Source organism: Acidovorax sp. BL-A-41-H1, assembly GCF_051942715.1.
The window spans coordinates 1,768,534-1,793,363 of the sequence record NZ_JBPVJQ010000003.1; the positions used below are offsets into that span (position 1 = coordinate 1,768,534).

The window sequence follows — 24,830 nt, forward strand, 5'->3', positions numbered from 1 at the left end:
CGTTGCAACCTTCTGCATCACCCATGAAAATCCTGATCTCCAACGACGACGGTTTCCAGGCGCCCGGCATCGTGGCGCTGCATGACGCGCTTAAAACGCTGCCCGGCGTCGAGGTCGAGGTGGTCGCACCCGAGCACAACAACAGCGCCAAGTCAAACGCGCTCACGCTGCACTCGCCGCTGTATGTGCACAAGGCTGCCAACGGTTTTCGCTACGTGAATGGCACCCCGGCCGATTGCGTGCACATTGCACTGACGGGCCTGCTGGGCTACCGGCCCGACCTGGTGGTTTCGGGCATCAATAACGGCGCCAACATGGGTGACGACACCATCTATTCAGGCACCGTGGGCGCTGCGATGGAAGGCTACCTGTTTGGCATCCCCGCCATTGCGTTTTCGCAAGTGGACAAAGGCTGGGGAGAACTGGAGGCGGCTGCAGCCAAGGCACGCGAGATCGTGTCGCAGATGCATGCCCAGAGCCTCATCGGCGAAACCCCCTGGCTGCTGAATGTGAACATCCCCAACATGCCGCTCGCGGCCATGCAGCCCATCAAGCTGTGCCGCCTGGGGCGGCGCCATGCGGCAGAACGCGTGATCGTGCAGGAAAGCCCGCGCGGCGAGGCCATGTACTGGATCGGTGGCGCGGGTGCGGCCAAGGACGATGCCGAAGGCACTGATTTTCATGCCACGGCGCAGGGCCACGTGTCGATCACGCCGTTGAAGGTGGATCTGACCGACCACGACAACCTGGGGTACTGGGCCCAGACTGCGTCGGCCATTGCCTCGGGGGCGGTAGCCGCCCCGGCTGCTTAATGCAGCGACGCCCCGGCTTTCCTGCGCGCCTGCCGGGTGCTGGCGCCCCTGCACCCGCGCGGGCTTCCGGAGCGCTGGTCGTTGCGTCGGCCGCGCCGTCTGGTGTGGGGCTGGATTCTGCTGCGGTCCGCGCGCGCATGATCAGCAAGCTGGCGGCAGGCGGCATCACGTCGGCTGCGGTGCTGCAGGCCATGGCCGCGGTAGAGCGGCACCGTTTTGTGGACAGTGCGCTGGTGAACCAGGCGTACGAGGACACCAGTCTGCCCATCGGGCTGGCGCAGACAATTTCCAAGCCCAGCGTGGTGGCTCGCATGTGCGAATTACTGCTGGGCGCTGAATCGGCTCGGGCCCAGGGGCTGGGTCGTGTGCTGGAGATCGGTACCGGATGCGGCTACCAGGCGGCCGTGCTCAGCCACCTGGCCCGCGAGGTCTACACGGTGGAGCGCCTCCGAGCGCTGCACGACAAGGCACGCGACAACCTGCGGCCGTTTCGGCTGGCCAATGTGCATCTTCTGCTGGGTGACGGAATGATCGGTTATGCCAAGGGCGCGCCCTATGCAGCCATCATTTCAGCCGCCGGTGGTGAGGCTGTGCCCCAGGAGTGGTGCGACCAATTGGCCGTTGGCGGCCGGCTGGTGGCCCCCATGGCGGTCTCGGGCGGGCAGCAAATGTTGCTTGTGATCGACAAAACCCCGCACGGATTGAAACAAAACGTGCTCGAGCCCGTGCATTTTGTCCCCCTAAAATCGGGGATTGCCTAAAGGGGAAGAATGCTTATGTTCGTATCGCGTGGTCTTGTGGTCGGGTTGACTGTTGCACTGGCGGGCCTGGCGCTCACCGGCTGTGGCACCCGTCTGAACAGGGCACCAGTGGAAGATCGAGGCACATCCACCTCTGCAGCTCCGGCAGCGCCTGCGGCGTCGCACAGCGGCGAGGTCGTGGTCACACCCATCAAGCCCTTGCCCGGTGCCGAGAACGCCGGCAAGCCCGGCTACTACACCGTCAAGCAGGGGGATACCCTCATTCGCATCGGGCTCGAATCAGGCCAGAGCTGGAAAGACATCGCCCGGTGGAACAACCTGGAAAACGCCAACCTGATTGAGGTGGGGCAGGTTCTGCGCGTGCTACCCCCTGCGCCGCCATCGCAGGTGGTGGCTTCTGATACAGGTGTGGTAACGCGACCCGTGACCTCGTCGCCGGTTGCTGCCGGTGCCGCGTCGAGCCCTGCCAGCGCGCCCTTGCCCGCTGCTAGTGGCGCCAAGCCTGCTGCCTCCGCCGTGGCAGCGCCCGCTGCAGCGCCTGCTGCCGCGGGCGACGACGACCTGGGTTTCATCTGGCCGGCTTCGGGCTCGCTTATTGCCGGTTTTGACGAGGCCCGCAACAAGGGCTACGACATCGCAGGCAAGGCAGGCGACCCCGTGCTGGCCGCTGCTGACGGACGCGTGGTGTACGCGGGTGCCGGCCTTCGCGGGTACGGCAACCTGGTGATCCTCAAGCACAACAACACCTTCCTCACCGCTTATGCGCACAACCAGACGCTGCTCGTAAAGGAAGACCAGGCGGTGCGCAAGGGGCAGAAGATCGCCGAGATGGGCAGTACCGATGCAGACCGGGTGAAGCTGCATTTCGAGATCCGCCGCCAGGGCAAGCCGGTGGATCCATCGCGCTACCTGCCCGCACGTTGATCTCCAGGCCCGACCACCCGGAAGCGCCGCCCGAGGCGCTGTCCGAGCCGACTGCCCGCGCGCTGGAGGGCTGGGCCGAGGAAGAGTCCGAGGAGCCGGCAGACGCTGGCGCCAGTGAACTCCGTTCCATGACGATGGGGGAGGTCCAGCATGGGCAGCGGCTGGACCGCGCCCTGGCCGACCTCGTCCCCGAGCTGTCGCGCAGCTACCTGCAGCAGTTGATGGCACTGGGTTGCGTGACCCTGCAAGGCCGCCCTGCAACCAAGGCGTCTACCAAGGTCAAGGTGGGCGATCAGGTGACGCTGGAGATGCGGCCTACGCTGCAGAGCCAGGCGTTTTGTCCGGAAGCCATGGCGCTCGACATCGTCTACGAGGACGAGCATTTGTTGATTGTGAATAAGCCTGCCGGGCTGGTGGTGCACCCGGCTCCGGGAAACTGGAGCGGGACGCTGCTCAATGGGCTGCTGGCGCGTGACACCAAGGCCTTGCTGGTGCCGCGTGCTGGCATCGTGCACCGGCTGGATAAAGATACAAGCGGCCTGATGGTTGTGGCCCGTGATCGCGCGACCATGGATGCGCTGGTCGCCCTCATTGCGGCGCGCAAGGTGCAGCGCCAGTATGTTGCCCTGGCGCATGGCGCTTGGACGGGACAAAAGTCGGTGACGGTAGACGCACCGATCGGCCGTGACCCCAGGAACCGGCTGCGCATGGCGGTGGTGGACCTGGCGTCGCACGCGGGCAAGTCGGCCCGTACCGACGTGCTGCTGCTCGATGGTGCCGATCAGGGTTGCTGGGTGAAATGCACGCTGCACACTGGACGCACGCACCAGATCCGGGTGCACATGGCAACGCTTCGCCATCCGCTGGTGGGCGATACCCTGTACGGCGGGGCGCCGCTGGAAGGCATGCAGCGCCAGGCGCTTCACGCGTTCCGGCTTGCCTTTGATCATCCGGTCTCTGGCGCGCCCCTGGAGTTTTTTGCCCCGGTGCCCGCAGACATGCGCGGTGCGTTGGCTTCATGGGGCCTCAGCTACAATCCGGCATAACGGCCCGACAGGCCGCAGCCCGAAGACGGATTCCCGCCGGGCTCTCGCGCAGCGCTGCAGTTCTGCACCGCGCACCACTGATTGCACCTGCTGTTGACGTGACCCGCGTTGCGACGCGTGGCACTTTCCAGGAATCATTGAACCATGAACACGGTGGATGCCAAGAGGGTCCTCGAAACCGCGCTGATCTGCGCCCAGCAGCCCGTGCCCCTGCGAGAGCTGCGCGTGCTGTTCCGGGACGCCTTGGGTTCCGACACGATCAAGTTGCTCTTGCAGGATATTCAGCTCGAGTGGTCGCAGCGCGGTGTCGAACTGGTTCAGGTGGCCAGCGGCTGGCGCTTCCAGAGCCGGCCGGAGATGCGCGAGTACCTGGACCGGTTGCACCCTGAAAAGCCGCCCCGCTACTCGCGGGCCACGATGGAGACGCTGGCCATCATTGCTTACCGCCAGCCAGTCACCCGGGGGGACATTGAAGATATCCGGGGCGTCACGGTGAACAGTCTGATCATCAAGCAGCTCGAGGACCGCGGCTGGGTGGAGGTCATCGGGCATCGCGAAACGGTCGGGCGACCATCGCTGTTTGCCACCACGCGGCAGTTCCTGGACGACATGGGCCTGCAGTCGCTGGACCAGCTGCCGGTGCTGGACGACCCGTCAGGCAGTGCCAACGCGCTGGAGGCCATGGCAGCAGCCGCACAAGGCGTCATTGAGCCCGAGCCCGAGGCTGCGATTGCAGCCGCGGGCGACGATGTTCAGGGCGGTGCAATGGCTTCGTTGTCTGACGGGGCACTTTTTGAAAATGCGGAGACTGAGCTTCGCAACGACGATACGAACAGTGATACCCCAGGCGGTATCGAGGGAACTACTTGATGAACGATTCAGCCTCCGAAGCGACAGCAGGACAGTCGCAGCCCGCCGAAGTTGATGCAGCGCTGGTGCCAAAGAAGGCGCCGGCCAAACGCGCGCCGCGCAAGAAGGCGGAGCCAGTTCCGGACGTCGTCGATCAAACGGCCGAAAAGCCTTTGCACGCGGCTGCGGCGCAAGAGACGGCGAATGAAAAGGTGTCAGGTCCTGCTACTTCAGACGCGCTAGTGGTAGTGGGTGCTGAGGCAGCCCAGGCAGCCCCTGCTGTCGAAGCGGAGCGACAGCCGCGTACGCATGGGGATCGTGAACCGCGCGCTCAGGCGCGAGGTCGTGACGGCAGGACTGGTGCTCCGCGCCCGAGAGCCGATGGTGGCGCAAAGCGCGGGTCTTCGCCCGTTGTGGAGGGTTACCACTTCGAAGATGTGGTGTCAGGGCGGTTCGACGAGGATGAAACATCCCCCGAAGCTGTACCGGCAAAGCGCGTGCTCTTGCCGCAGGTCGAAACGCCCAAGCTGCACAAGGTACTTGCGCAGGCGGGTCTTGGTTCGCGGTTGGAGATGGAGCAGCTCATTCTGGAAGGGCGCATTTCGGTCAACAACGAACCCGCACACATCGGCCAGCGCATCCAGTTCGGTGACCAGGTCAAGGTCAACGGCAAGCCTATCCGTTACCGCATCGATCCCCCGCCGGCACGCGTGATCGCGTATCACAAACCTGTGGGCGAGGTGGTCACGCACGATGACCCGCAAAACCGACCGACGGTGTTTCGCAAGCTGCCCAGGCTGATGCAGGGCAAGTGGCAGTCGGTAGGGCGCCTTGACCTCAATACCGAAGGCTTGCTTCTGTTTACCAGTTCGGGCGAGCTGGCCAACAAGCTCATGCATCCACGCTTTGGCTTGGAGCGTGAGTACGCAGTGCGGGTGCTGGGCGCGCTGAGCAACGAAGAGAAGCAGCGGCTGCTTGACGGCGTACGGCTTGATGACGGCATGGCGTCGTTCGGCTCCATTGAGGACGGCGGCGGCGAGGGGTCGAATTGCTGGTATCGCGTTACGATTTCCGAAGGGCGTAATCGCGAAGTGCGCCGCATGCTGGAGGCCGTGGGCCACGCGGTCAGCCGTCTTATCCGCATCCGCTACGGCGCCATGATGTTGCCCCGCGGCCTGAAGCGTGGCGCATGGCTGGAGCTGGATGACAGTGATATCCGTGCGCTGGTACAGGCTGCCAGCGCAGGACGTGCGAATTCCGTCCCATCCGAAGCCGGTCAGGAAACCCGACAGGGCGCAGATGCTCGATCGGGAGGTCGTCAGGGCGATCGCGGGCGTGGTGGCCAGCGCTCGGCCGGTGACGGCTTCCGTCGCGATGGCGCCCCGGGGCAGCCGGGAGCAGCGCGTGGAAACAAGCCGCGCCGCGATGGCACGACCCAGGGGCAGGGCGCACGTGGCAAGGGTGCCGGTAACGCGGACAGGCAGCGGTCGAGCCAGCCGGACCCCATGAAGACCTCTGTCGGTTACATCGGGGTGGACAGCCTCACGCGACACCGTCAGGACGCCAAGAAGCGCCCGCCCGGCGGTCCGCGCCGCGGTGGCGGCCGCTGAGTGGGGCCATCGGCGCCCGGTTAGAATCAAAGGCTTTGCCTGCCGGGCAAACGAATTACAGCAACAACCATTGAGGAATCAACATGGCAATCGAACGCACTCTCTCCATCATCAAGCCTGACGCAGTGGCCAAGAACGTCATCGGCCAGATCTATGCCCGTTTTGAAGCTGCCGGCCTGAAGGTTGTGGCTGCGCGCATGGCTCACCTGTCGCGCCTGGAAGCTGAGCAGTTCTACGCAGTGCACAAAGAGCGTCCTTTCTTCAAGGATCTCGTGGATTTCATGATTTCCGGCCCGGTGATGATCCAGGCGCTGGAAGGTGAAAACGCGATCCTGAAGAACCGTGAGCTGATGGGCGCCACTGATCCCAAGAAGGCTGAAGCCGGCACGATCCGCGCTGACTTCGCTGACAGCATTGACGCCAACGCTGTGCACGGCTCCGACGCCGCAGAAACCGCCCAGGCAGAAGTCGCATTCTTCTTCCCTGGCATGAACGTCTACTCGCGTTGAGATGACTTACCCCCTGCTCACGCCGGCCTCGTTGAGGATGCCTGAGTCGCAGGGGGTGCCCGCGCGGCAGATCCCGGGGTCATTCTGATGACCGCGACGAATCTTCTGGAATTTGATCTCGACGGCCTCGCAGCCTTTTGCGAGCGGCTGGGCGAGAAGCGCTTCCGAGCCACGCAGCTTTTTCGCTGGATTCATCAGCGGGGTGCCAGCGACTTCGATGCAATGAGCGACCTCGCCAAGAGCTTGCGTGAGAAGCTCAAGGGCTGTGCGCATGTGCAGGCTCTGCCGGTGGTCTCGGAACATGTTTCTTCGGACGGCACGGTGAAGTGGCTGTTCGATGTGGGCGATGGAAATGCGGTCGAATCGGTGTTCATCCCCGAGGACGATAGAGGCACCCTGTGCATCTCCTCGCAGGCCGGCTGTGCCGTGGGCTGTCGGTTTTGCTCTACGGGGCACCAGGGCTTCAGCCGCAATCTGACCACGGGCGAGATCATTGCCCAGCTCTGGTTCGCAGAGCACTCGCTGCGCAAACGTCTCCAGTTGGACGAGCGAGTTATTTCCAACGTGGTCATGATGGGAATGGGCGAGCCGCTGCAGAACTACTCGGCGCTCGTGCCGGCCCTCAAGGCGATGCTTGACGACCATGGCTACGGCCTGTCGCGCAGGCGGGTGACCGTCTCTACTTCGGGCGTAGTCCCGATGATCGACCGTCTTGGCGACGACTGTCCGGTGGCGCTGGCGGTGTCGCTGCATGCGCCGAATGATCCGCTGCGGGACAACCTGGTTCCTCTGAACCGCAAGTACCCTCTGGCCGAACTGTTGGAGGCCTGCAACCGGTATCTGGAGCACGCGCCGCGGGATTTCATCACGTTTGAATACTGCATGCTGGACGGCGTCAACGATCAGCCAGAGCATGCCGAGGAACTGATCAGGCTCGTAAAACCTGGAGGGCGTACTGGCGTGCGCTGCAAGTTCAACCTCATCCCTTTCAATCCCTTCCCTGCGTCGGGTCTGCTGCGTTCGCCTCAAAATCGCGTTCTCGCCTTTGCCAAGATGCTCGGCGACGCCGGTATCGTGACGACGGTTCGAAAGACCCGAGGCGACGACATTGACGCTGCCTGCGGCCAGCTTGCAGGGGACGTGAAAGACAGGACGCGAGCCGCGGAACGCATGGCAAAGCAGCGGACAATCCCCCTCAAGCCGATCTTCTGAGCTTCGGGGCTGGCGGCAAAAACAAGGAGACACCACATGGCAGGTTTGATCGATAGCTGGCGGCATGCGGGCCGTTGCGCGCTCATGGCATGTGGTCTCGTTGTAGCGAGTGCCGCACTGCAAGGCTGTGCAACTTCTGGCAGCAGCACTTCCGTGGACCGGGATGCCGATGCAGGTTTGATAACCCCGTCAGATGAGCCTGAATCCCGGCGGCGGGCCCGCATTCGCCTCGAGCTGGCTGCCAATTATTTTGAGAACGGCCAGACGGCGGTGGCGTTGGATGAAGTGAAGCAGGCGTTGGCGTCTGATCCGACTTACGCGGATGCATTCAACCTGCGCGGACTCATCTACATGCGGGTCAATGATTTCGGCCAGGCGGAGGAGAGCTTCAGGCGGTCGCTGGCGCTCAAGTCTGGCGACTCGAACGTGCTTCACAATTACGGATGGTTGCTCTGTCAGCAAAAAAAGTACGCAGATGCAGACCAGCAATTCGTGAAAGCGCTGGCTAACCCGGCCTACGGCGCAAGAGCCAAGACACTCATGGCACGGGGTCTTTGCCAGTCCGGAGCGGGCCACTTTGCAGAGGCGGAGCAGTCGCTGACCAGGGCCTACGAACTCGATGCTGCCAATCCAGTGGTGGCCTACCATATGGCGGCCCTGCTGCTGCGGCGCAGCGAGCTTTCGCGTGCCCAGTTTTATATTCGGCGCCTGAACAACAGTCAGTTCGCCAATTCGGAATCCCTGTGGCTGGGAATCAAGGTGGAGCGCGCGCTGGGTGATACGGTCGCCATGCGTCAACTTGCCGACCAGCTGCGTCGGCGTTTTCCCGAGTCGCGCGAGATGGGCGCATACGAGCGTGGAGCTTTCAATGAGTGAGGCGGTGGAGTCGGTCGTAATGACTGCGGGGGGAATGCTCAGGCAAGCCCGACAGGCGAGTGGACTGCATATTGCAGCCTTGGCTGTCGCGCTGAAAGTGCCGGTGAGCAAGCTGGAAGCGCTGGAGTCTGATGACTATGACGCGTTGCCCGATACCGTATTTGTCCGGGCTCTGGCATCAAGTATTTGTCGGACACTCAAAATCGATCCGGCACAAGTGTTGTCGCTGCTGCCGCAGAGCAAGAGCCCAAGCCTTGCCAGTGATAGTGCCGGGCTCAACGCTCCGGTGAAAGGCACAAGCGTTCGTACAGCAGGTTCGGGTGTTGGTGGCGCAGCTATTCCGCGGTCCGTAGTGATGGTGGTGGGCGCGCTTTTGCTGGGTGCCTTGGCTGTGCTCTATTTCCCTCGGGGTCGAGTCCCGGCTATACCTGATGTGGCCGGACTGCAGTCGTCGCCGCCGCCACCCGATTCGCAAAGCGCAGAAACGGCAGCGATGCCTGTCAACCCGGTAGCAACCGCAGGCGAGTCGGCCCTTACGACGACTGTTCCTCCCTCGACCCCGGTGGATGCGCCGGCAGCCCAGGGGAATGCCGCGGCTGCGTTGGTTTTGCCCGCTGCCTCTGCCACGCCCGCTGCCTCTGCCACGCCCGCCGCCGCTGCTGCGCCCGCCGCCGCCGCGACGAGTGCTCCCCTGGCGTCCAATGGTTCAGTTGGCCCACTCACCTTGCGTGCCCGTGCAGAGTCATGGGTCCAGGTTCGCGATGCCACCGGGGCGCTGGCCTTGCAACGCAAGTTGTCTGCCGGTGAGACTGTGGATGTTTCCGGTCCGCTGCCGATGGCTGTGGTGGTGGGGCGGGCAGATGCCACGGACGTGTTCGTGGGTGGCAAAGCCTTTGATCTGGTACCGGTATCGCGTGAAAACGTGGCGCGTTTCGAGGTGAAATAAGTGGAAATCCAAGACCACAGCGGTGCACCAATCGCCATTTCGTCCCCGCTGCCGAGGCGCTCGCGTCAAGCGAAAGTAGTTTGGGGATCGCGGATCGTGACTGTGGGCGGTGACGCTCCTGTTCGGGTTCAGTCGATGACCAATACCGATACGGTGGACGCCATCGCAACGGCGATTCAGGTCAAGGAGCTTGCGCAGGCCGGGTCCGAATTCGTCCGGATCACCGTCAACACGCCAGAAGCAGCGGCGGCGGTGCCCTACATCCGGGAGCAACTTGACCGGATGGGCGAGACCGTGCCATTGGTGGGGGACTTTCATTACAACGGCCACCGCCTTCTGACGGACTTCCCAGACTGCGCGCAGGCGCTGTCCAAGTACCGCATCAATCCAGGCAACGTGGGCAAAGGCGACAAACGCGACCGCCAGTTTGGCCAGATGATTGATGCGGCGATGCGCTGGAACAAGGTCGTACGGATCGGCGTGAACTGGGGCAGCCTCGACCAGGAGCTGCTTGCTGAGCTGATGGATGCGAACAGCAGACGCGCAGCGCCCTGGGATGCCCGCCAGGTTATGTACGAGGCGCTCATCACCTCAGCGATCGAGTCTGCGCGTCGTGCCGAGGGCATGGGCCTTGATGGCAACCAGATCATCCTTTCCTGCAAGGTCAGTGGTGTGCAGGATCTGATCTCTGTCTATAGGGAACTGGCGCGGCGCTGTGACTACGCACTGCACCTGGGGCTGACCGAGGCTGGAATGGGGACAAAGGGTACAGTCGCTTCTGCTGCAGCGCTGTCGGTTTTGTTGCAGGAGGGCATCGGTGACACGATCCGTGTTTCGCTGACGCCCCAGCCAGGCGAAGCCCGGACGCAGGAGGTGGTCGTTGCGTCAGAGATACTGCAGTCGCTAGGCCTGCGCGTTTTTGTACCCAGCGTCACCGCGTGCCCGGGTTGCGGGCGAACGACCAGCACCACCTTCCAGGAGATGGCCAAGCAGATTGATGACTTTTTGCGTGCGCAGATGCCTGTCTGGCGTGTGCGATATCCAGGAGTCGAGACTTTGCGCGTGGCCGTGATGGGGTGCATCGTTAACGGGCCGGGCGAAAGCAAACATGCCGATATTGGTATCAGTCTTCCCGGTACCGGAGAGGCGCCCGCAGCGCCTGTATTCATTGACGGTGAGAAAGCGATGACCTTGCGTGGCGATCGCATCGCAGAAGAATTTCACCAGCTTGTTGAGCAGTATGTCGAGCGACGCTTCGGTGCGCTACGTACATCCGAGCCAACGCCGTAATCTCGGACCTCGTTTTGCCGTGGTCTGTTGTGCACCACGGAAGACCTCCGCAATCACCATGCAGGAACGTAACACTTGTGAGCAACGATAAGAGCACTCCCTTCCAAAAGGCGGGCAAGCTGACAGCCGTGAAAGGCATGAACGACATTCTTCCGCCGGAGTCCGCGCGGTGGGAGTGGCTTGAGGATAAGGTCCGCCGTCTGATGGCGCAGTATGCATACCGCAATATTCGTACGCCGATCGTAGAACCCACCGCGCTTTTCGTCCGCGGCCTTGGGGAGGTGACAGACATCGTCGAAAAGGAAATGTATTCCTTCGAGGACCGGCTCAACGGTGAACACTTGACACTTCGCCCGGAGTCGACCGCGGGAGTGGTGCGCGCAGTGGTGGAGCATTCCATGCTCTACGAGGGCGGTAAGCGCCTTTACTACATGGGGCCCATGTTCAGGCACGAGCGGCCACAGCGCGGACGGTACAGGCAATTTCATCAGATAGGTGCAGAGGCGCTTGGTTTTCCTGGCCCTGAAGTGGACGCCGAACTCATCCTGCTCGCTGACGCCCTGTGGCGGGAGCTGGGTCTTAAGGGTGTGCGTCTGGAACTCAACAGTCTGGGAGAGCCCCATGAGCGCATGGCTCATCGTGAAGCACTGATCGCTTATCTTGAGCAACATGCCGATGAACTGGACGATGATGCACGTCGGCGGTTGCATAGCAATCCGCTGCGTATTCTGGACACCAAGAACCCGGCTATGCAGGCGATTGTTGATGCCGCCCCGCGCCTTGTTGATTTCCTCGGGCCTGAATCGATTGCACATTTTGATGGCGTGAAAGCCATCTTGACAGCAAATGGTGTGCAGTGGAGCTTCAATCCCAGGCTTGTCCGAGGGATGGATTACTACAACCTCACTGTCTTTGAGTTCGTGACGGATCAACTCGGGTCACAGGGCACCATTTGCGGAGGCGGGCGGTATGACTACCTGATCGAGCAGGTCGGCGGCAAGCCGGCTCCAGCAGTCGGATGGGCGCTTGGTGTTGAGCGAGTACTTGAGTTGCTCAAGGAGCAGGCCAGCGATGAACCGCGGGTGTGTGCTGATGTTTATGCCGTCATACCTTCTTCCGCTGTGGTGCCGGCTGCAATGAAAGTGATTGAGCAACTGCGTCGCGCGGGCATTTCTGTGCAAATGCATGCTGCGGCTGCCGGCGTGGAGGGCATGGGCAGCATGAAATCGCAGTTCAAGAAGGCGGATGCCAGCGGTGCAATTCGCGCCCTGATCTTCGGCGACGACGAGTTGTCGCGAGGGATGGTTACGGTCAAGGCATTGCGGGACGGCGCGGGCGCCCAATCCGAACATCCATTGGCTTCCATCGATCAATGGGCGCCAACCCTACAATCCAACGGATAAGCACAGGTTATTTCATGGCAAAACATCTAGATCTCGAAGAACAGGAACAGCTTGACCAGCTCAAGCATTTTTGGAACACCTGGGGCACGCTCATCAGTTGCGTAGTCATCGTAGTTGCCGGGTCCGTGGCGGCTTGGAATGGCTACCAGTTCTGGCAAAACCGCCAGGCCAGTCAGGCGGCGGCGCTCTTCGAATCTGTGGATGTTGCAGTGCGCGGTGGTGACCAGGCGCGCATGGCTCAGGCTTTTGGCGATATCCGAGACAAGTATGCCGGGACCGCGCAGGCTGCACAGGCTGGTCTTGCGGTCGCCAAGGCCATGGTGGATGCAGGCAACCTTGACGGCGCGAAAGAGGCATTGACCTGGGTCGGCATGAATGCTCGCGATGAGGGCCTCAAGGCGATCGCAAGGTTGAGGCTCGCGGGTCTGTTGCTGGATCAGAAGAATTTTGACGAAGCGCTGAAGCAGCTTTCTGCCAGCGCTCCGCTTGAGTTTGAGGCCGTGTTTGCAGATCGCCGTGGTGACATCCTGATGCTTCAGGACAAGCGAGCAGAAGCGATTGCTGAGTACACGAAAGCGTACAAGACCATGGACGAAAAGGTTGAATATCGTCGGCTCGTGGAAATCAAGCTGGGAGCGCTGGGCGTGTCGCCGCAAGCGTCCGTCTTGGAGAAGGTCTCTTCTGTCCAGGGAGTGCGATAAGCATGGCGATACGGCGTTTTGGAGTGCAAATGGTGTGTCGATCGGTCTTGCTGCGGTCGGTGGCCGCTGCAGTGCTCGTTGCGTCGGTGTCTGCGTGCTCGCTCTGGGGCGGGCGCGCCGCAAAACCGGTTGCCGCGGAACTCGGGCCCAACGTGGCTGTACTTGGCGTACGTCAGGCGTGGACGGCGCGGGTGGGCAAGATCGAGTTGCCGCTCGAGCTCCACGTGAATGGCAACGTTGTCACCCTTGCGTCATCGGATGGGGTCGTTGCAGCTTTGGATGCAAAGACGGGGAGTGATGTATGGCGTGCGATGCTGGGCGAACCATTGTCGACCGGCCCGGGGAGTGATGGCAAGACCGCTGCGGTGGTGACTCGCGCCAATGCGTTGGTCGCGCTCGAATCGGGCAGGGAAAAATGGCGTCAGCAGCTTCCAGCGCAGGTATTCACGCCGCCTCTTGTGGCTGGAGGGCGTGTCTTTGTGCTGTCCTCCGATCGCTCTGTGGCTGCCTATGACGGAGCCACAGGTCGCCGTCTTTGGACTCAGCAACGCCCGGGGGAGCCGCTTGTGCTTCGGCAGGCGGGTGTCCTCTTGGCGTTGGGGGATACGCTGGTAGTGGGGCTTTCGGGCCGTATGGTCGGGATGAATCCCAATACGGGCGTCACGCAGTGGGAGCTCCCGCTTGCGTCGCCACGCGGTACCAATGATGTCGAACGTCTGGTGGAGCTGGTGGGGCGCGTCAGCCGCGTTGGCGATAGTGTTTGCGCGCGCGCGTTCCAGGCATCCGTGGGATGTGTCAACACTGCGCGTGGTGCCGTCGCGTGGACCCAGGTAGCCAGTGGCTCGGAAGGTATCCACGGCGACGACCGTGCCGTGTTCGGCACGGAAGGCAATGGTGTGGTAACGGCCTGGAGCAGGGTGGATGGATCGCGTCTGTGGTCCATGGACCGCTACAAGCATCGCAAGCTGACGGCTCCGCTGCTCCTGGGGCGTTCAATCGTTTTTGGTGACGATTCAGGAACGGTACACCTCGTGTCGCGTGATGATGGCGCGCCTCTGAATCGCATCTCGACCGATGGATCTGGCATTGCCGCTGCACCCGCAGTGGCGTCGGATACGTTGGTGGTTGTTTCTCGTAATGGCAGTGTCTACGGATTCCGTCCTGATTGATCGGTTGGTTATCCAATGAAGCCAGTTATCGCACTCGTGGGGCGTCCCAACGTCGGGAAATCCACGCTTTTCAATCGCCTGACCAAATCACGCGATGCCATCGTTGCCGACTTTGCAGGGTTGACTCGAGACCGCCATTACGGCAACGGGAAGCAGGGCAAGCACGAGTACATCGTGATTGATACCGGGGGGTTCGAGCCAGATGCGTCGAGCGGCATCTACCGCGAGATGGCCAAGCAGACGCAGCAGGCGGTTGCAGAGGCTGATGTCGTAGTTTTTGTGGTCGACGCACGGGCTGGCGTATCTGCGCAGGACCACGACATTGCCAACTATCTGCGTCGGCTAGGCAAACCCTGCGTGCTGGTTGCCAACAAGGCAGAGGGCATGATTGAAGGTGTTCAGCTTGCCGAGTTCTACGAACTGGGACTGGGAGCCGTGTATCCGGTCTCGGCGGCGCATGGGCAGGGTATTCGCGGGCTGGTCGATGTTGCGCTTGAGCCTCTTCATTTGCCAGACCCTGACGAAGAGAACACTTCTGTCGACAAAAGCGTTATCAAGCTGGCCGTGGCGGGCAGACCCAACGTTGGAAAGTCAACGTTGATCAACACGTGGCTGGGCGAGGAGCGCCTGGTTGCCTTCGATATGCCCGGGACCACGCGCGATGCAATCACCGTGCCTTTTGAGCGTGATGGGCAGCGATTCGAGCTTGTAGACACTGCCGGCCTGCGGCGCAAAGGCAAAGTGTTTGAGGCTATCGAAAAATTTTCGGTGGTCAAGACACTCCAGGCGATCGAGTCGGCCAACGTGGTCTTGTTACTGCTGGATGCTACCCAAGGGGTCACTGATCAGGATGCGCACATCGCAGGTTACATCCTGGAGAGTGGTCGGGCGGTCGTCGTAGCTGTAAACAAGTGGGACGCGGTGGACGAATACCAGCGCCAATTGCTTGAGCGTTCTATCGAGACGCGACTTGCTTTTCTGAAGTTCGCTTCCATGCACTTCATCTCTGCCAAGAAGCGACAGGGGCTCGGTCCTTTGTGGAGTTCCATTGCCCAAGCCCACCGTGCGGCCACGTGCAAGATGTCGACTCCCGTGTTGACGAGGCTTTTGCTGGAAGCCGTGCAGTTTCAAAGTCCGAAGAGGGCAGGCATGTTCCGCCCAAAGCTGCGCTATGCCCATCAGGGTGGCATGAACCCGCCGGTGATCATCGTCCACGGTAATTCTCTAGAACACGTGACAGAAGCCTACAAACGATTTCTCGAAGGTCGTTTTCGGAAAGAGTTTGACTTGGTAGGGACACCGCTTCGGATACAAATGAAAACGTCGAGCAACCCCTTCGCTGAAAAAGACAGCGATTAGGCTCAAAGTCGCGCGTCCGGCAGGGACATCGTCCAGTTCAGCGAAGAGCGTAGATCGCTGTGGTAAGGTGACGTTTTACAACAACATTCTGAACACGGAGCATATCGTGAGCAATAAAGGCCAGCTTTTGCAAGACCCCTTCCTGAACGCTCTTCGTCGGGAGCACGTTCCAGTTTCCATCTACCTAGTCAATGGCATCAAGCTTCAAGGGCAAATTGAGTCGTTTGACCAATACGTGGTTTTGCTTCGCAACACCGTGACCCAGATGGTCTACAAACATGCGATTTCCACAATTGTTCCAGGTCGTGCGGTGAATTTCGCGACGACTGACAGTTCGGAAGCCGAAGGCGGCGGCGCTTAGGTGGCGCCGTTGTCTTGGGCAATTGACGGGCTGCCTCGTTCGGTATTGGGGGCTTCCCGATGAATGTCCCGGGGCCAGGTACGGCGCCAGTGCTGCTAGTGGGCGTCGACTTTGGCGCCTCCCATTTTGACGGGGATCTGGAAGAATTGGGTTTGTTAGCTGCAACGGCTGGCATGCACCCTGTAGCCCGACTCACCTGCAAGCGCAAGGCCCCTGATGCAGCGTTGTTTGTGGGCAGTGGGAAAGCAGATGAGATCCGCACACTTGCTCACATGCACGGGGCGACCGAAGTGCTTTTCGATCAATCGCTCAGTCCGGCTCAGCAGCGCAACTTGGAGCGCCATCTTGAACTCCCTGTCAACGACAGGACGCTGCTCATTCTTGAGATATTCGCACAAAGGGCGCGTAGCCACGAGGGCAAGTTGCAGGTCGAGCTTGCTAGGCTGCAGTATCTTAGTACGCGCCTCGTGCGTCGCTGGTCTCACCTTGAGCGCCAGACGGGCGGTATTGGAGCGCGAGGCGGCCCTGGGGAAAAGCAGATTGAACTGGACCGTCGGATGATTGGTGAAGCAATCAAACGCACCCGTGAACGATTGGTCAAGGTCAAGCGTCAGCGCTCGACTCAGCGTCGGCAGCGAGATAGACGTGAGACGTTCAATATTTCCTTGGTCGGTTATACGAATGCAGGCAAGTCGACACTCTTCAACGCGCTTGTGAAAGCACAGGCTTATACGGCTGACCAGCTGTTTGCCACCTTGGATACGACCACGCGTCAGCTATATCTCGCTGGTGCGGGAAGATCGGTTTCGTTGTCGGATACGGTGGGGTTCATTCGTGACCTGCCACACGGTTTGGTGGATGCGTTTCAGGCAACGTTACAGGAGGCCGTCGATGCAGACCTGTTGCTACACGTGGTTGATGCATCCAATCAGGCATTCCCTGAGCAGATGGCGCAGGTAATGCGGGTCTTGCACGAGATAGGGGCGGCAGATGTCCCGCAGCTGTTGGTATTCAACAAGATTGATTCGCTTGAATTGAGCCAGCGTCCTCTCAAGCCGCTTGATGAGTTTGACGTTGATGGCAATCCGACGCCGCGCGTTTTTGTCAGCGCTCGTTCGGGCGCAGGTTTGGATGTACTGAGAAATGTATTGTCTGGCCGGGCTTTGATGTCGGCTACCAGCATGCCCCCATCCCAAGAGACTGAATTGGCTGCCGACGAGCCTTGATTAGGCACAATGGTAGCCTCCAGACGCAGATAGAAAACCAGAGAATCGCGCATGAATCTTCCATACAGTTTCCCACGTCTGGCGTTGCTCCCAGCGCGTATTCGGGGCATGTTCAACCTGAATGATCCCCGCTGGGGACGCGGTGACGAAAAGTCCGAGGACGATTCCAAGACCGACCCCCGTCCTACAGGACCTGTAGGAGGTCAGCGTGGGACCGAGCAGAGGCCCAACAACGGAGGGCAGCCGCCTGACCTCGACGAACTGTGGCGAGATCTAAATCGCAAGCTGGGTGGGCTTTTTGGTACCAAGGGCGGTGGTGGAGGAGGTCGTAACGGGCCAGGCGGCGGCAACTCGGGTGGCGGGTTTCAGCCTGACATGAAAAGCGCAGGGCTTGGTATTGGTGTGATAGCTGGTATCGCGTTCCTGATCTGGATGGGCACTGGATTTTTCATCGTTCAGGAAGGCCAGCAGGCTGTCATCACTCAGTTCGGTAAATATAAAAGCACTGTGGGCGCCGGCTTTAATTGGCGCTTGCCGTATCCGATCGAACGTCATGAGCTCGTATTCGTAACGCAGATCCGTTCTGCTGACGTGGGGCGTGATACGGTGATCAAGAGTACGGGTCTCCGTGAATCAGCCATGCTCACCGAAGACGAGAACATCGTCGAGATCAAGTTTGCTGTTCAGTACCGGCTCAATGACGCGCGAGCCTGGCTTTTTGAGAGCAAGAACCCATCGGCGGCAGTTGTTCAGGCAGCAGAGACCGCCGTTCGGGAGGTCGTCGGAAAAATGCGCATGGACACGGCCCTTGCCGAAGAGCGTGACCAGATTGCCCCTCGTGTACGTGCTTTGATGCAGACCATCCTGGATCGCTACAAGGTAGGCGTCGAGGTGGTCGGTATCAATCTGCAACAGGGCGGGGTGCGTCCGCCGGAGCAGGTTCAGGCTTCCTTCGATGATGTGCTGAAGGCTGGGCAAGAGCGTGAGCGTGCCAAGAATGAGGCTCAGGCCTATGCGAACGACGTGATTCCGCGTGCAGTTGGCTCAGCCGCGCGGCTGAATGAGGAGGCTGCGGCCTACAAGGCCCGGATCGTTGCGCAGGCGCAGGGTGATGCGCAGCGGTTTTCCTCGATTCTTGCCGAATACCAGCGGGCGCCGCAGGTGACGAGGGATCGTATGTATGTGGACGCCATGCAGCAAATATATGGCAATGTGACCAAGGTTTTGGTGGAGTCTCGACAGGGTTCAAACCTGCTGTATCTGCCCTTGGACAAAATTATGCAAAGCGCCGTTGCCGGCACCCCCACTGATGCTGCGGGCTCGAGCTTAGGAGTGAGTGGAGGTCCCACGATCGCCCTCCCTGCACCCCCGATACCCAATGATTCCCGTGCGCGCGACAGCAGCCGGACCCGTGACCGTGAGTCGCGATAGGAGCTACTTGTGAACAGACTTGGATTTATCGCGACCACCTTCCTGGTGGCCCTCGCCCTCATGAGCTCGATGCTCTTTGTTGTCGACCAGCGTCAGTTTGGGGTGTTGTATGCACTCGGCCAGATCAAGGAAGTCATCACCGAGCCTGGTTTGAACTTCAAGCTCCCGCCGCCTTTTCAAAACGTTTCCTACATCGATAAGCGTCTGCTGACGCTCGACAGCAGCGATACGGAGCCAATGCTGACCGCAGAAAAGCAGCGCGTCGTGATTGACTGGTATGTACGGTGGCGGATTTCGGAACCCACTGAATACATTCGCAACGTCGGCCTGGATGAGAGCGCCGGTGCAATGCAACTTAACCGGGTCGTTCGTAATGCGTTTCAGGGAGAGATCAATAAGCGTACCGTAAATGAGCTGCTTTCCGCGAAGCGCGAAGCCTTGATGGCTGACGTCAAGCGTGAGGTGCTCGAAACCGTGCGCGGTGAGAAACCGTGGGGCGTTGATGTGGTTGATGTGCGGATTACGCGAGTGGACTACGTCGAATCGATCACTGAATCTGTCTACCGCCGGATGGAAGCTGAGCGCAAGCGTGTGGCGAACGAGCTCCGTTCTACGGGCGCGGCAGAGGGCGAGAAGATTCGGGCCGATGCAGACCGCCAGCGCGAAATCACTATTGCCAACGCATATCGCGACGCGCAAAAGCTCAAGGGTGAGGGTGATGCTGAGGCGGCCAGGATTTACGCGGAGGCGTTTGGTAAGGACCCTCAGTTTGCGCAGTTCTACCGTAGCCTTGAAGCCTACAAGACGACCTTTAGCAAGAAGGGGGATGTCATGGTGGTGGATCCTTCGACATCCGAGTTCTTTAAGACTTTTCGGGGCGCCGCTCCTTCTGGTGGGAACTCCGCCGCCGCCGTTCGCAAGTAACTGAGCGCTCTATCCGACCCGTCTCGGGTCGGATTGTTGCCCTATAGTTCGAGAGGTTGTTGTGCTGCACAGCAGCGCCGCCGCCTTAGCACATGGGGTCGTCCTCTTGCTCGGAGCGGGTTGGGCTGGCCGCCTGTAACCTAGCGCGTGTGCGCTCGGCGCTCCCGCAGCTACTGCCGGCTACCGGTAGAATCGCGGTTTTAACAGCTCCCCATTTCTCATGTCCGCTTGGGTCCTTCCGGATCACATTGCCGATGTGCTTCCTTCTGAAGCAAGGCACATCGAAGAATTGCGCCGCGGGCTGCTAGACACAGCCCGCTGTTATGGCTATGAACTCGTCATGCCTCCGCTGCTTGAACATCTGGAGTCGTTGCTGACGGGTACGGGTGAAGCGTTGGATCTGCAGACCTTCAAGCTGGTCGATCAGCTTTCTGGCAGATCTATGGGGTTGCGTGCTGATACGACGCCTCAGGTTGCACGCATTGACGCTCATCTGCTCAATCGCAAAGGTGTTACCCGGCTTTGTTATTGCGGCCCTGTTTTACATGCCCGCCCCGACCGACCACATGCGACCAGGGAGCCTCTTCAGTTTGGTGCAGAGATATACGGGCATTCCGGGTTGGAGGCAGACCTAGAGGCCCTGCAGCTGGCACGTGAGTGTCTGGGTATCGCCGGCGTTTATGAAACCACGATTGATCTTGCAGACGTTCGCATTGTTCGTGCGCTGCTTGAGGAGGTGGTTCTTCCGGCTAGTCATATTGCAAGTATCCACAGCGCGCTGGCCGCCAAGGACACCGCTGCGCTAACCGAGCTGGCCAAGGAGTTTCCTCGCCATTCCAGGGAGGCGCTTTTGGCGCTACCCCAGCTTTATGGCGATGTTTCTGTGCTCGACGAAGCGCAGAAAGTTTTGAAAGATATCCCTGGCGTCGAGGTCGTACTGTCGAATCTAAGGTGGCTCGCGTCTCGCCTTGAAGGTGCGACGGTCAGTTTCGATCTGGCGGATCTGCGTGGTTACGCGTACTACAGCGGCGCTCGCTTTGCGATCTATGCACCGGGCGCTAGTGACGCTTTGGTGCGGGGCGGAAGGTATGACGAGGTAGGTGCTGTTTTTGGGCGCAATCGTCCTGCGGCTGGTTTCAGCCTCGATATCAAGCAGCTGGTATCTGTTGTTGCGCCGAGGGCGTTACGCGCGGCCATTCGGGCGCCATGGGGCGAAGACGCTGGTACAAGTGCCGCAATTGCCGTATTGCGTAAATCCGGGGAGACCGTTGTGTGTGTGCTTCCTGGAAGGGAAAGCGAAGTGGACGAATTCTGCTACGACCGCGAACTTGTTTGTAAGGCCGGCCAATGGGTGGTCCAGCCAATCGATTGTTTTGAAAACTGAATTGGGTTTGAGATGAAAGCAACCAAAGGTCGCAACGTTGTTGTGGTGGGCACGCAGTGGGGCGATGAAGGCAAAGGCAAGCTTGTCGACTGGCTGACCGAAAGTGCGCAAGGTGTTGTGCGGTTTCAAGGTGGTCACAACGCTGGTCATACGCTCGTTATCAATGGCGTGAAGACGGCCTTGCATCTCATACCGAGCGGGATCATGCGTCCCGGGGTGAAGTGTTACATCGGGAACGGCGTGGTTCTGTCTGCCGCCAAGCTGTTTGAGGAAATCGAAGGCTTGGAGAAGGCGGGCGTGGAGGTGCGTTCACGTCTTCGTATCAGTGAGGCGTGTCCTCTGATCCTGCCTTTTCATGCAGCGATCGATGTGGCGCGGGAGGCCGCACGCGAGCAGGGCGGCACCGAGAAGATTGGTACCACCGGTCGAGGTATTGGTCCAGCATATGAGGACAAGATCGCGCGTCGTGCGTTGCGTGTTCAGGATCTCAAGTATCCAGACCGCTTTGCGGCAAAGCTGAAAGAGCTGCTGGACCTGCACAACCACGTCCTGACTACGTACCTGAATTCCGGCGCGTTCCTTTTTGGCGATGCGCTTCGCCCCTACATCGTTGAAGGGCGGGTGCAATTCGAGGCAGTGTACTCGGAGGCAATGCGTCACGCGGAGCTGCTCAAGCCAATGATGGCTGATGTATCGCGGGAGTTGAATGAGGCAAATGCAGCGGGAGCTAATCTGCTGTTCGAAGGCGCGCAGGGCACCTTGCTGGATGTCGATCATGGTACGTACCCTTATGTGACTTCTAGCAACTGTGTGGCGGGCAATGCGGCTGCAGGTGCAGGCGTTGGGCCCGGAATGCTTCACTACGTACTCGGCATCACAAAGGCTTACTGTACGCGGGTAGGCGGTGGCCCGTTTCCGACAGAGCTTGATTGGGAAAGCCCCGGCACTCCGGGTTATCACATGAGTACCGTGGGGGCCGAAAAGGGCGTGACCACTGGCAGAAGTCGTCGCTGCGGATGGTTTGATGCAGCTTTGCTCAAACGTAGTGCTCAGGTGAACGGCCTTTCGGGCCTGTGCATCACCAAATTGGACGTGCTTGACGGTCTTCAAGAACTGTTGCTCTGCACGGGTTACGAGCTGGATGGCGAACGCATTGATCTGCTGCCCATGGGGGCTGAGGACATAGCGCGATGCAAGCCGGTGTACGAAGTTCTTGCTGGTTGGTCTGACTCTACCGTTGGCATCACTGACTATGACAAGCTGCCGCACGCGGCCCGTGCCTACCTTGAACGCATTGAACAGGTTACTGGTGTTCCCATTGACATGATCTCGACGAGTCCGGATCGCGATCACACCATCATGATGCGTCATCCATACGTAGCGGTTTGAACCGCACGTCGCTACTGCAGTTCACTTGATACGGAGCCCACATGTTGACCGAAGACGGCAAGCACCTTTACGTTAGTTACGATGAGTACCATAGCTTGATCGAAAAGCTTGCGCTCAAGGTCTACCAGTCGGGTTGGGAGTTCGACACCATCCTATGCCTGGCCAGGGGCGGCCTGCGTCCTGGAGACATTCTCAGTCGTATTTTTGACAAACCTCTGGCGATCATGTCTACCAGTTCATACCGAGCTGAGGCGGGGACTGTCCAAGGGCACCTCGACATCGCTCGATTCATAACCACTCCTAAGGGCGAGATCGCTGGCAGGGTTTTGCTGGTAGATGACTTGGCTGATTCCGGTCACACCTTGCATGCAGTGATTGACATGTTGAAGACCAACTACGCGCCCATTAGCGAGTTGCGGAGTGCGGTCATCTGGACCAAGGGCATTTCCTCGTTTACAGCAGACTACTCAGTCGAGTTCTTGCCGTCCAACCCCTGGATCCACCAGCCGTTCGAGAGCTATGACAGCCTAGGACCGGAGAAGCTTCTGGAAAAATGGCGGCTCTGAAAAAATTTCTGGCCTTGGCACAGCGAAAGACAATTTCAGTGCTATAGTCGAGGGCTTCGCTACTAAGAGCTACCTGCAAGGGTTGATCAAAGCGGCGGGGCTGCTGAAGGTGCTCTGGGGCTTGATTCCGGGGCGTGTTCGGTGGTTGTGCTGAAGTCAGTCCTTGTCTGGCGGTGGTGCAAAAAAGGAAGCGATTGAGTTGCAAGCGGGATAAAAACCGGTATATAATTCAAGGCTTCGCTCAGCGGATGTTTGGTGTTGTTTTGGGTTGCTACGGCGGCTTGCGACGGGATCAAAAATCTGAAGAGAAAGAAAAAAGTTTTGACGGTGCTTTAAAAACCGTGCTAGAATTCAAGGCTTAGCTGATCGCAGCTAAGTCAGGAAAGCAAAGAAAGACTTCGGTCTGAAATGTGATCCGGTTCATTAAAAACATACAGCCGATAAGCGTGGGCGTTTGATGGCGAGTGCCAAGTTCTTTGGAACTAGTGCTTAGCACTACAAACGCTCATGAGAGAGAAGTGAAGTTCACTTCAATTCTTAATTATGAGTTGCTCGAAAGAGCGAAAAAAATCAAGATCGAACTGTAGAGTTTGATCCTGGCTCAGATTGAACGCTGGCGGCATGCCTTACACATGCAAGTCGAACGGTAACAGGCCGCAAGGTGCTGACGAGTGGCGAACGGGTGAGTAATACATCGGAACGTGCCCGAGAGTGGGGGATAACGGAGCGAAAGCTTTGCTAATACCGCATACGATCTACGGATGAAAGCAGGGGACCGCAAGGCCTTGCGCTCATGGAGCGGCCGATGGCAGATTAGGTAGTTGGTGGGATAAAAGCTTACCAAGCCGACGATCTGTAGCTGGTCTGAGAGGACGACCAGCCACACTGGGACTGAGACACGGCCCAGACTCCTACGGGAGGCAGCAGTGGGGAATTTTGGACAATGGGCGAAAGCCTGATCCAGCCATGCCGCGTGCAGGATGAAGGCCTTCGGGTTGTAAACTGCTTTTGTACGGAACGAAAAGACTCTGGTTAATACCTGGGGTCCATGACGGTACCGTAAGAATAAGCACCGGCTAACTACGTGCCAGCAGCCGCGGTAATACGTAGGGTGCAAGCGTTAATCGGAATTACTGGGCGTAAAGCGTGCGCAGGCGGTTATATAAGACAGATGTGAAATCCCCGGGCTCAACCTGGGAACTGCATTTGTGACTGTATAGCTAGAGTACGGTAGAGGGGGATGGAATTCCGCGTGTAGCAGTGAAATGCGTAGATATGCGGAGGAACACCGATGGCGAAGGCAATCCCCTGGACCTGTACTGACGCTCATGCACGAAAGCGTGGGGAGCAAACAGGATTAGATACCCTGGTAGTCCACGCCCTAAACGATGTCAACTGGTTGTTGGGTCTTCACTGACTCAGTAACGAAGCTAACGCGTGAAGTTGACCGCCTGGGGAGTACGGCCGCAAGGTTGAAACTCAAAGGAATTGACGGGGACCCGCACAAGCGGTGGATGATGTGGTTTAATTCGATGCAACGCGAAAAACCTTACCCACCTTTGACATGTATGGAATCCTTTAGAGATAGAGGAGTGCTCGAAAGAGAGCCATAACACAGGTGCTGCATGGCTGTCGTCAGCTCGTGTCGTGAGATGTTGGGTTAAGTCCCGCAACGAGCGCAACCCTTGTCATTAGTTGCTACATTTAGTTGGGCACTCTAATGAGACTGCCGGTGACAAACCGGAGGAAGGTGGGGATGACGTCAAGTCCTCATGGCCCTTATAGGTGGGGCTACACACGTCATACAATGGATGGTACAAAGGGTCGCCAACCCGCGAGGGGGAGCCAATCCCATAAAGCCATTCGTAGTCCGGATCGCAGTCTGCAACTCGACTGCGTGAAGTCGGAATCGCTAGTAATCGTGGATCAGAATGTCACGGTGAATACGTTCCCGGGTCTTGTACACACCGCCCGTCACACCATGGGAGCGGGTTCTGCCAGAAGTAGGTAGCCTAACCGTAAGGAGGGCGCTTACCACGGCAGGGTTCGTGACTGGGGTGAAGTCGTAACAAGGTAGCCGTA

At 59.5% G+C, this 24,830-nt stretch carries 22 protein-coding genes and 1 rRNA gene; all 23 read left to right on the top strand.

Annotation, left to right across the window (positions count from 1 at the left end):
• Window positions 1-23: 23 nt before the first annotated feature.
• Window positions 24-812: a 5'/3'-nucleotidase SurE gene (gene surE, locus ACTPOI_RS08870; RefSeq protein WP_440108216.1), complete on the top strand. Its 789-nt coding sequence runs from the start codon at window positions 24-26 to the stop codon at window positions 810-812.
• Window positions 812-1,573 (top strand): protein-L-isoaspartate(D-aspartate) O-methyltransferase, encoded by a 762-nt coding sequence (locus ACTPOI_RS08875; RefSeq protein ID WP_440108217.1) that lies wholly within the window; start codon window positions 812-814, stop codon window positions 1,571-1,573. The genes surE and ACTPOI_RS08875 overlap by 1 nt, the downstream gene beginning before the upstream one ends.
• Before the next feature lie 15 nt (window positions 1,574-1,588).
• Window positions 1,589-2,497, top strand: a complete 909-nt coding sequence (locus ACTPOI_RS08880) for a peptidoglycan DD-metalloendopeptidase family protein (protein WP_440108218.1) — start codon at window positions 1,589-1,591, stop codon at window positions 2,495-2,497.
• Between the two features lie 62 nt (window positions 2,498-2,559).
• Entirely contained in the window at window positions 2,560-3,543 is a 984-nt protein-coding gene (locus ACTPOI_RS08885) for an RluA family pseudouridine synthase (RefSeq protein WP_440108299.1), read from the top strand.
• 144 nt (window positions 3,544-3,687) lie between these two features.
• Complete coding sequence (gene scpB / locus ACTPOI_RS08890) at window positions 3,688-4,413, top strand: SMC-Scp complex subunit ScpB (RefSeq protein ID WP_440108219.1); 726 nt, start codon at window positions 3,688-3,690, stop codon at window positions 4,411-4,413.
• Window positions 4,413-6,002 carry a pseudouridine synthase gene (locus ACTPOI_RS08895; protein WP_440108220.1) on the top strand — a complete coding sequence of 530 codons (1,590 nt, stop codon included), beginning with the start codon at window positions 4,413-4,415 and terminating at the stop codon, window positions 6,000-6,002. The genes scpB and ACTPOI_RS08895 overlap by 1 nt, the downstream gene beginning before the upstream one ends.
• An 83-nt stretch (window positions 6,003-6,085) precedes the next feature.
• On the top strand, window positions 6,086-6,511 hold the full coding sequence (gene ndk / locus ACTPOI_RS08900; protein ID WP_069105307.1) for a nucleoside-diphosphate kinase: 426 nt from the start codon (window positions 6,086-6,088) through the stop codon (window positions 6,509-6,511).
• 87 nt (window positions 6,512-6,598) lie between these two features.
• A complete protein-coding gene (gene rlmN / locus ACTPOI_RS08905) occupies window positions 6,599-7,723 on the top strand; it encodes a 23S rRNA (adenine(2503)-C(2))-methyltransferase RlmN (protein WP_440108221.1) in 1,125 nt (374 codons plus the stop codon).
• A gap of 36 nt (window positions 7,724-7,759) precedes the next feature.
• Window positions 7,760-8,599 (top strand): type IV pilus biogenesis/stability protein PilW, encoded by an 840-nt coding sequence (pilW, locus tag ACTPOI_RS08910; RefSeq protein ID WP_440108222.1) that lies wholly within the window; start codon window positions 7,760-7,762, stop codon window positions 8,597-8,599.
• A gap of 34 nt (window positions 8,600-8,633) precedes the next feature.
• Entirely contained in the window at window positions 8,634-9,545 is a 912-nt protein-coding gene (locus ACTPOI_RS08915; RefSeq protein ID WP_440108300.1) for a helix-turn-helix domain-containing protein, read from the top strand.
• A gap of 6 nt (window positions 9,546-9,551) precedes the next feature.
• Window positions 9,552-10,835, top strand: coding sequence for a flavodoxin-dependent (E)-4-hydroxy-3-methylbut-2-enyl-diphosphate synthase (ispG, locus tag ACTPOI_RS08920; protein WP_440108301.1), 1,284 nt, complete (start codon window positions 9,552-9,554; stop codon window positions 10,833-10,835).
• A gap of 137 nt (window positions 10,836-10,972) precedes the next feature.
• Window positions 10,973-12,238 (top strand): histidine--tRNA ligase, encoded by a 1,266-nt coding sequence (hisS, locus tag ACTPOI_RS08925; RefSeq protein WP_440108223.1) that lies wholly within the window; start codon window positions 10,973-10,975, stop codon window positions 12,236-12,238.
• 14 nt (window positions 12,239-12,252) lie between these two features.
• Window positions 12,253-12,939, top strand: coding sequence for a YfgM family protein (locus ACTPOI_RS08930; RefSeq protein ID WP_440108224.1), 687 nt, complete (start codon window positions 12,253-12,255; stop codon window positions 12,937-12,939).
• A 29-nt stretch (window positions 12,940-12,968) separates the two neighbouring features.
• Window positions 12,969-14,108 (top strand): outer membrane protein assembly factor BamB, encoded by a 1,140-nt coding sequence (gene bamB, locus ACTPOI_RS08935; RefSeq protein WP_440108302.1) that lies wholly within the window; start codon window positions 12,969-12,971, stop codon window positions 14,106-14,108.
• Window positions 14,109-14,123: 15 nt separating this feature from the next.
• Complete coding sequence (gene der, locus ACTPOI_RS08940; protein ID WP_440108225.1) at window positions 14,124-15,467, top strand: ribosome biogenesis GTPase Der; 1,344 nt, start codon at window positions 14,124-14,126, stop codon at window positions 15,465-15,467.
• Window positions 15,468-15,573: 106 nt separating this feature from the next.
• Window positions 15,574-15,828, top strand: a complete 255-nt coding sequence (gene hfq, locus ACTPOI_RS08945; RefSeq protein ID WP_440108227.1) for an RNA chaperone Hfq — start codon at window positions 15,574-15,576, stop codon at window positions 15,826-15,828.
• Between the two features lie 59 nt (window positions 15,829-15,887).
• On the top strand, window positions 15,888-17,054 hold the full coding sequence (hflX, locus tag ACTPOI_RS08950) for a GTPase HflX (RefSeq protein ID WP_440108228.1): 1,167 nt from the start codon (window positions 15,888-15,890) through the stop codon (window positions 17,052-17,054).
• A gap of 51 nt (window positions 17,055-17,105) precedes the next feature.
• On the top strand, window positions 17,106-18,485 hold the full coding sequence (gene hflK, locus ACTPOI_RS08955; RefSeq protein WP_440108229.1) for an FtsH protease activity modulator HflK: 1,380 nt from the start codon (window positions 17,106-17,108) through the stop codon (window positions 18,483-18,485).
• 9 nt (window positions 18,486-18,494) lie between these two features.
• Window positions 18,495-19,409, top strand: a complete 915-nt coding sequence (hflC, locus tag ACTPOI_RS08960; protein WP_440108230.1) for a protease modulator HflC — start codon at window positions 18,495-18,497, stop codon at window positions 19,407-19,409.
• A gap of 220 nt (window positions 19,410-19,629) precedes the next feature.
• The gene (locus tag ACTPOI_RS08965) at window positions 19,630-20,793 is read left to right on the top strand and encodes an ATP phosphoribosyltransferase regulatory subunit (protein WP_440108231.1); all 1,164 of its coding nucleotides are present in this window, start codon (window positions 19,630-19,632) and stop codon (window positions 20,791-20,793) included.
• 12 nt (window positions 20,794-20,805) lie between these two features.
• Window positions 20,806-22,182 carry an adenylosuccinate synthase gene (locus ACTPOI_RS08970; RefSeq protein WP_440108232.1) on the top strand — a complete coding sequence of 459 codons (1,377 nt, stop codon included), beginning with the start codon at window positions 20,806-20,808 and terminating at the stop codon, window positions 22,180-22,182.
• A 41-nt stretch (window positions 22,183-22,223) separates the two neighbouring features.
• Window positions 22,224-22,748 (top strand): phosphoribosyltransferase, encoded by a 525-nt coding sequence (locus ACTPOI_RS08975; RefSeq protein WP_440108233.1) that lies wholly within the window; start codon window positions 22,224-22,226, stop codon window positions 22,746-22,748.
• Window positions 22,749-23,326: 578 nt separating this feature from the next.
• Window positions 23,327-24,830: ribosomal RNA gene (locus tag ACTPOI_RS08980) — 16S ribosomal RNA — on the top strand; the annotation flags it as partial.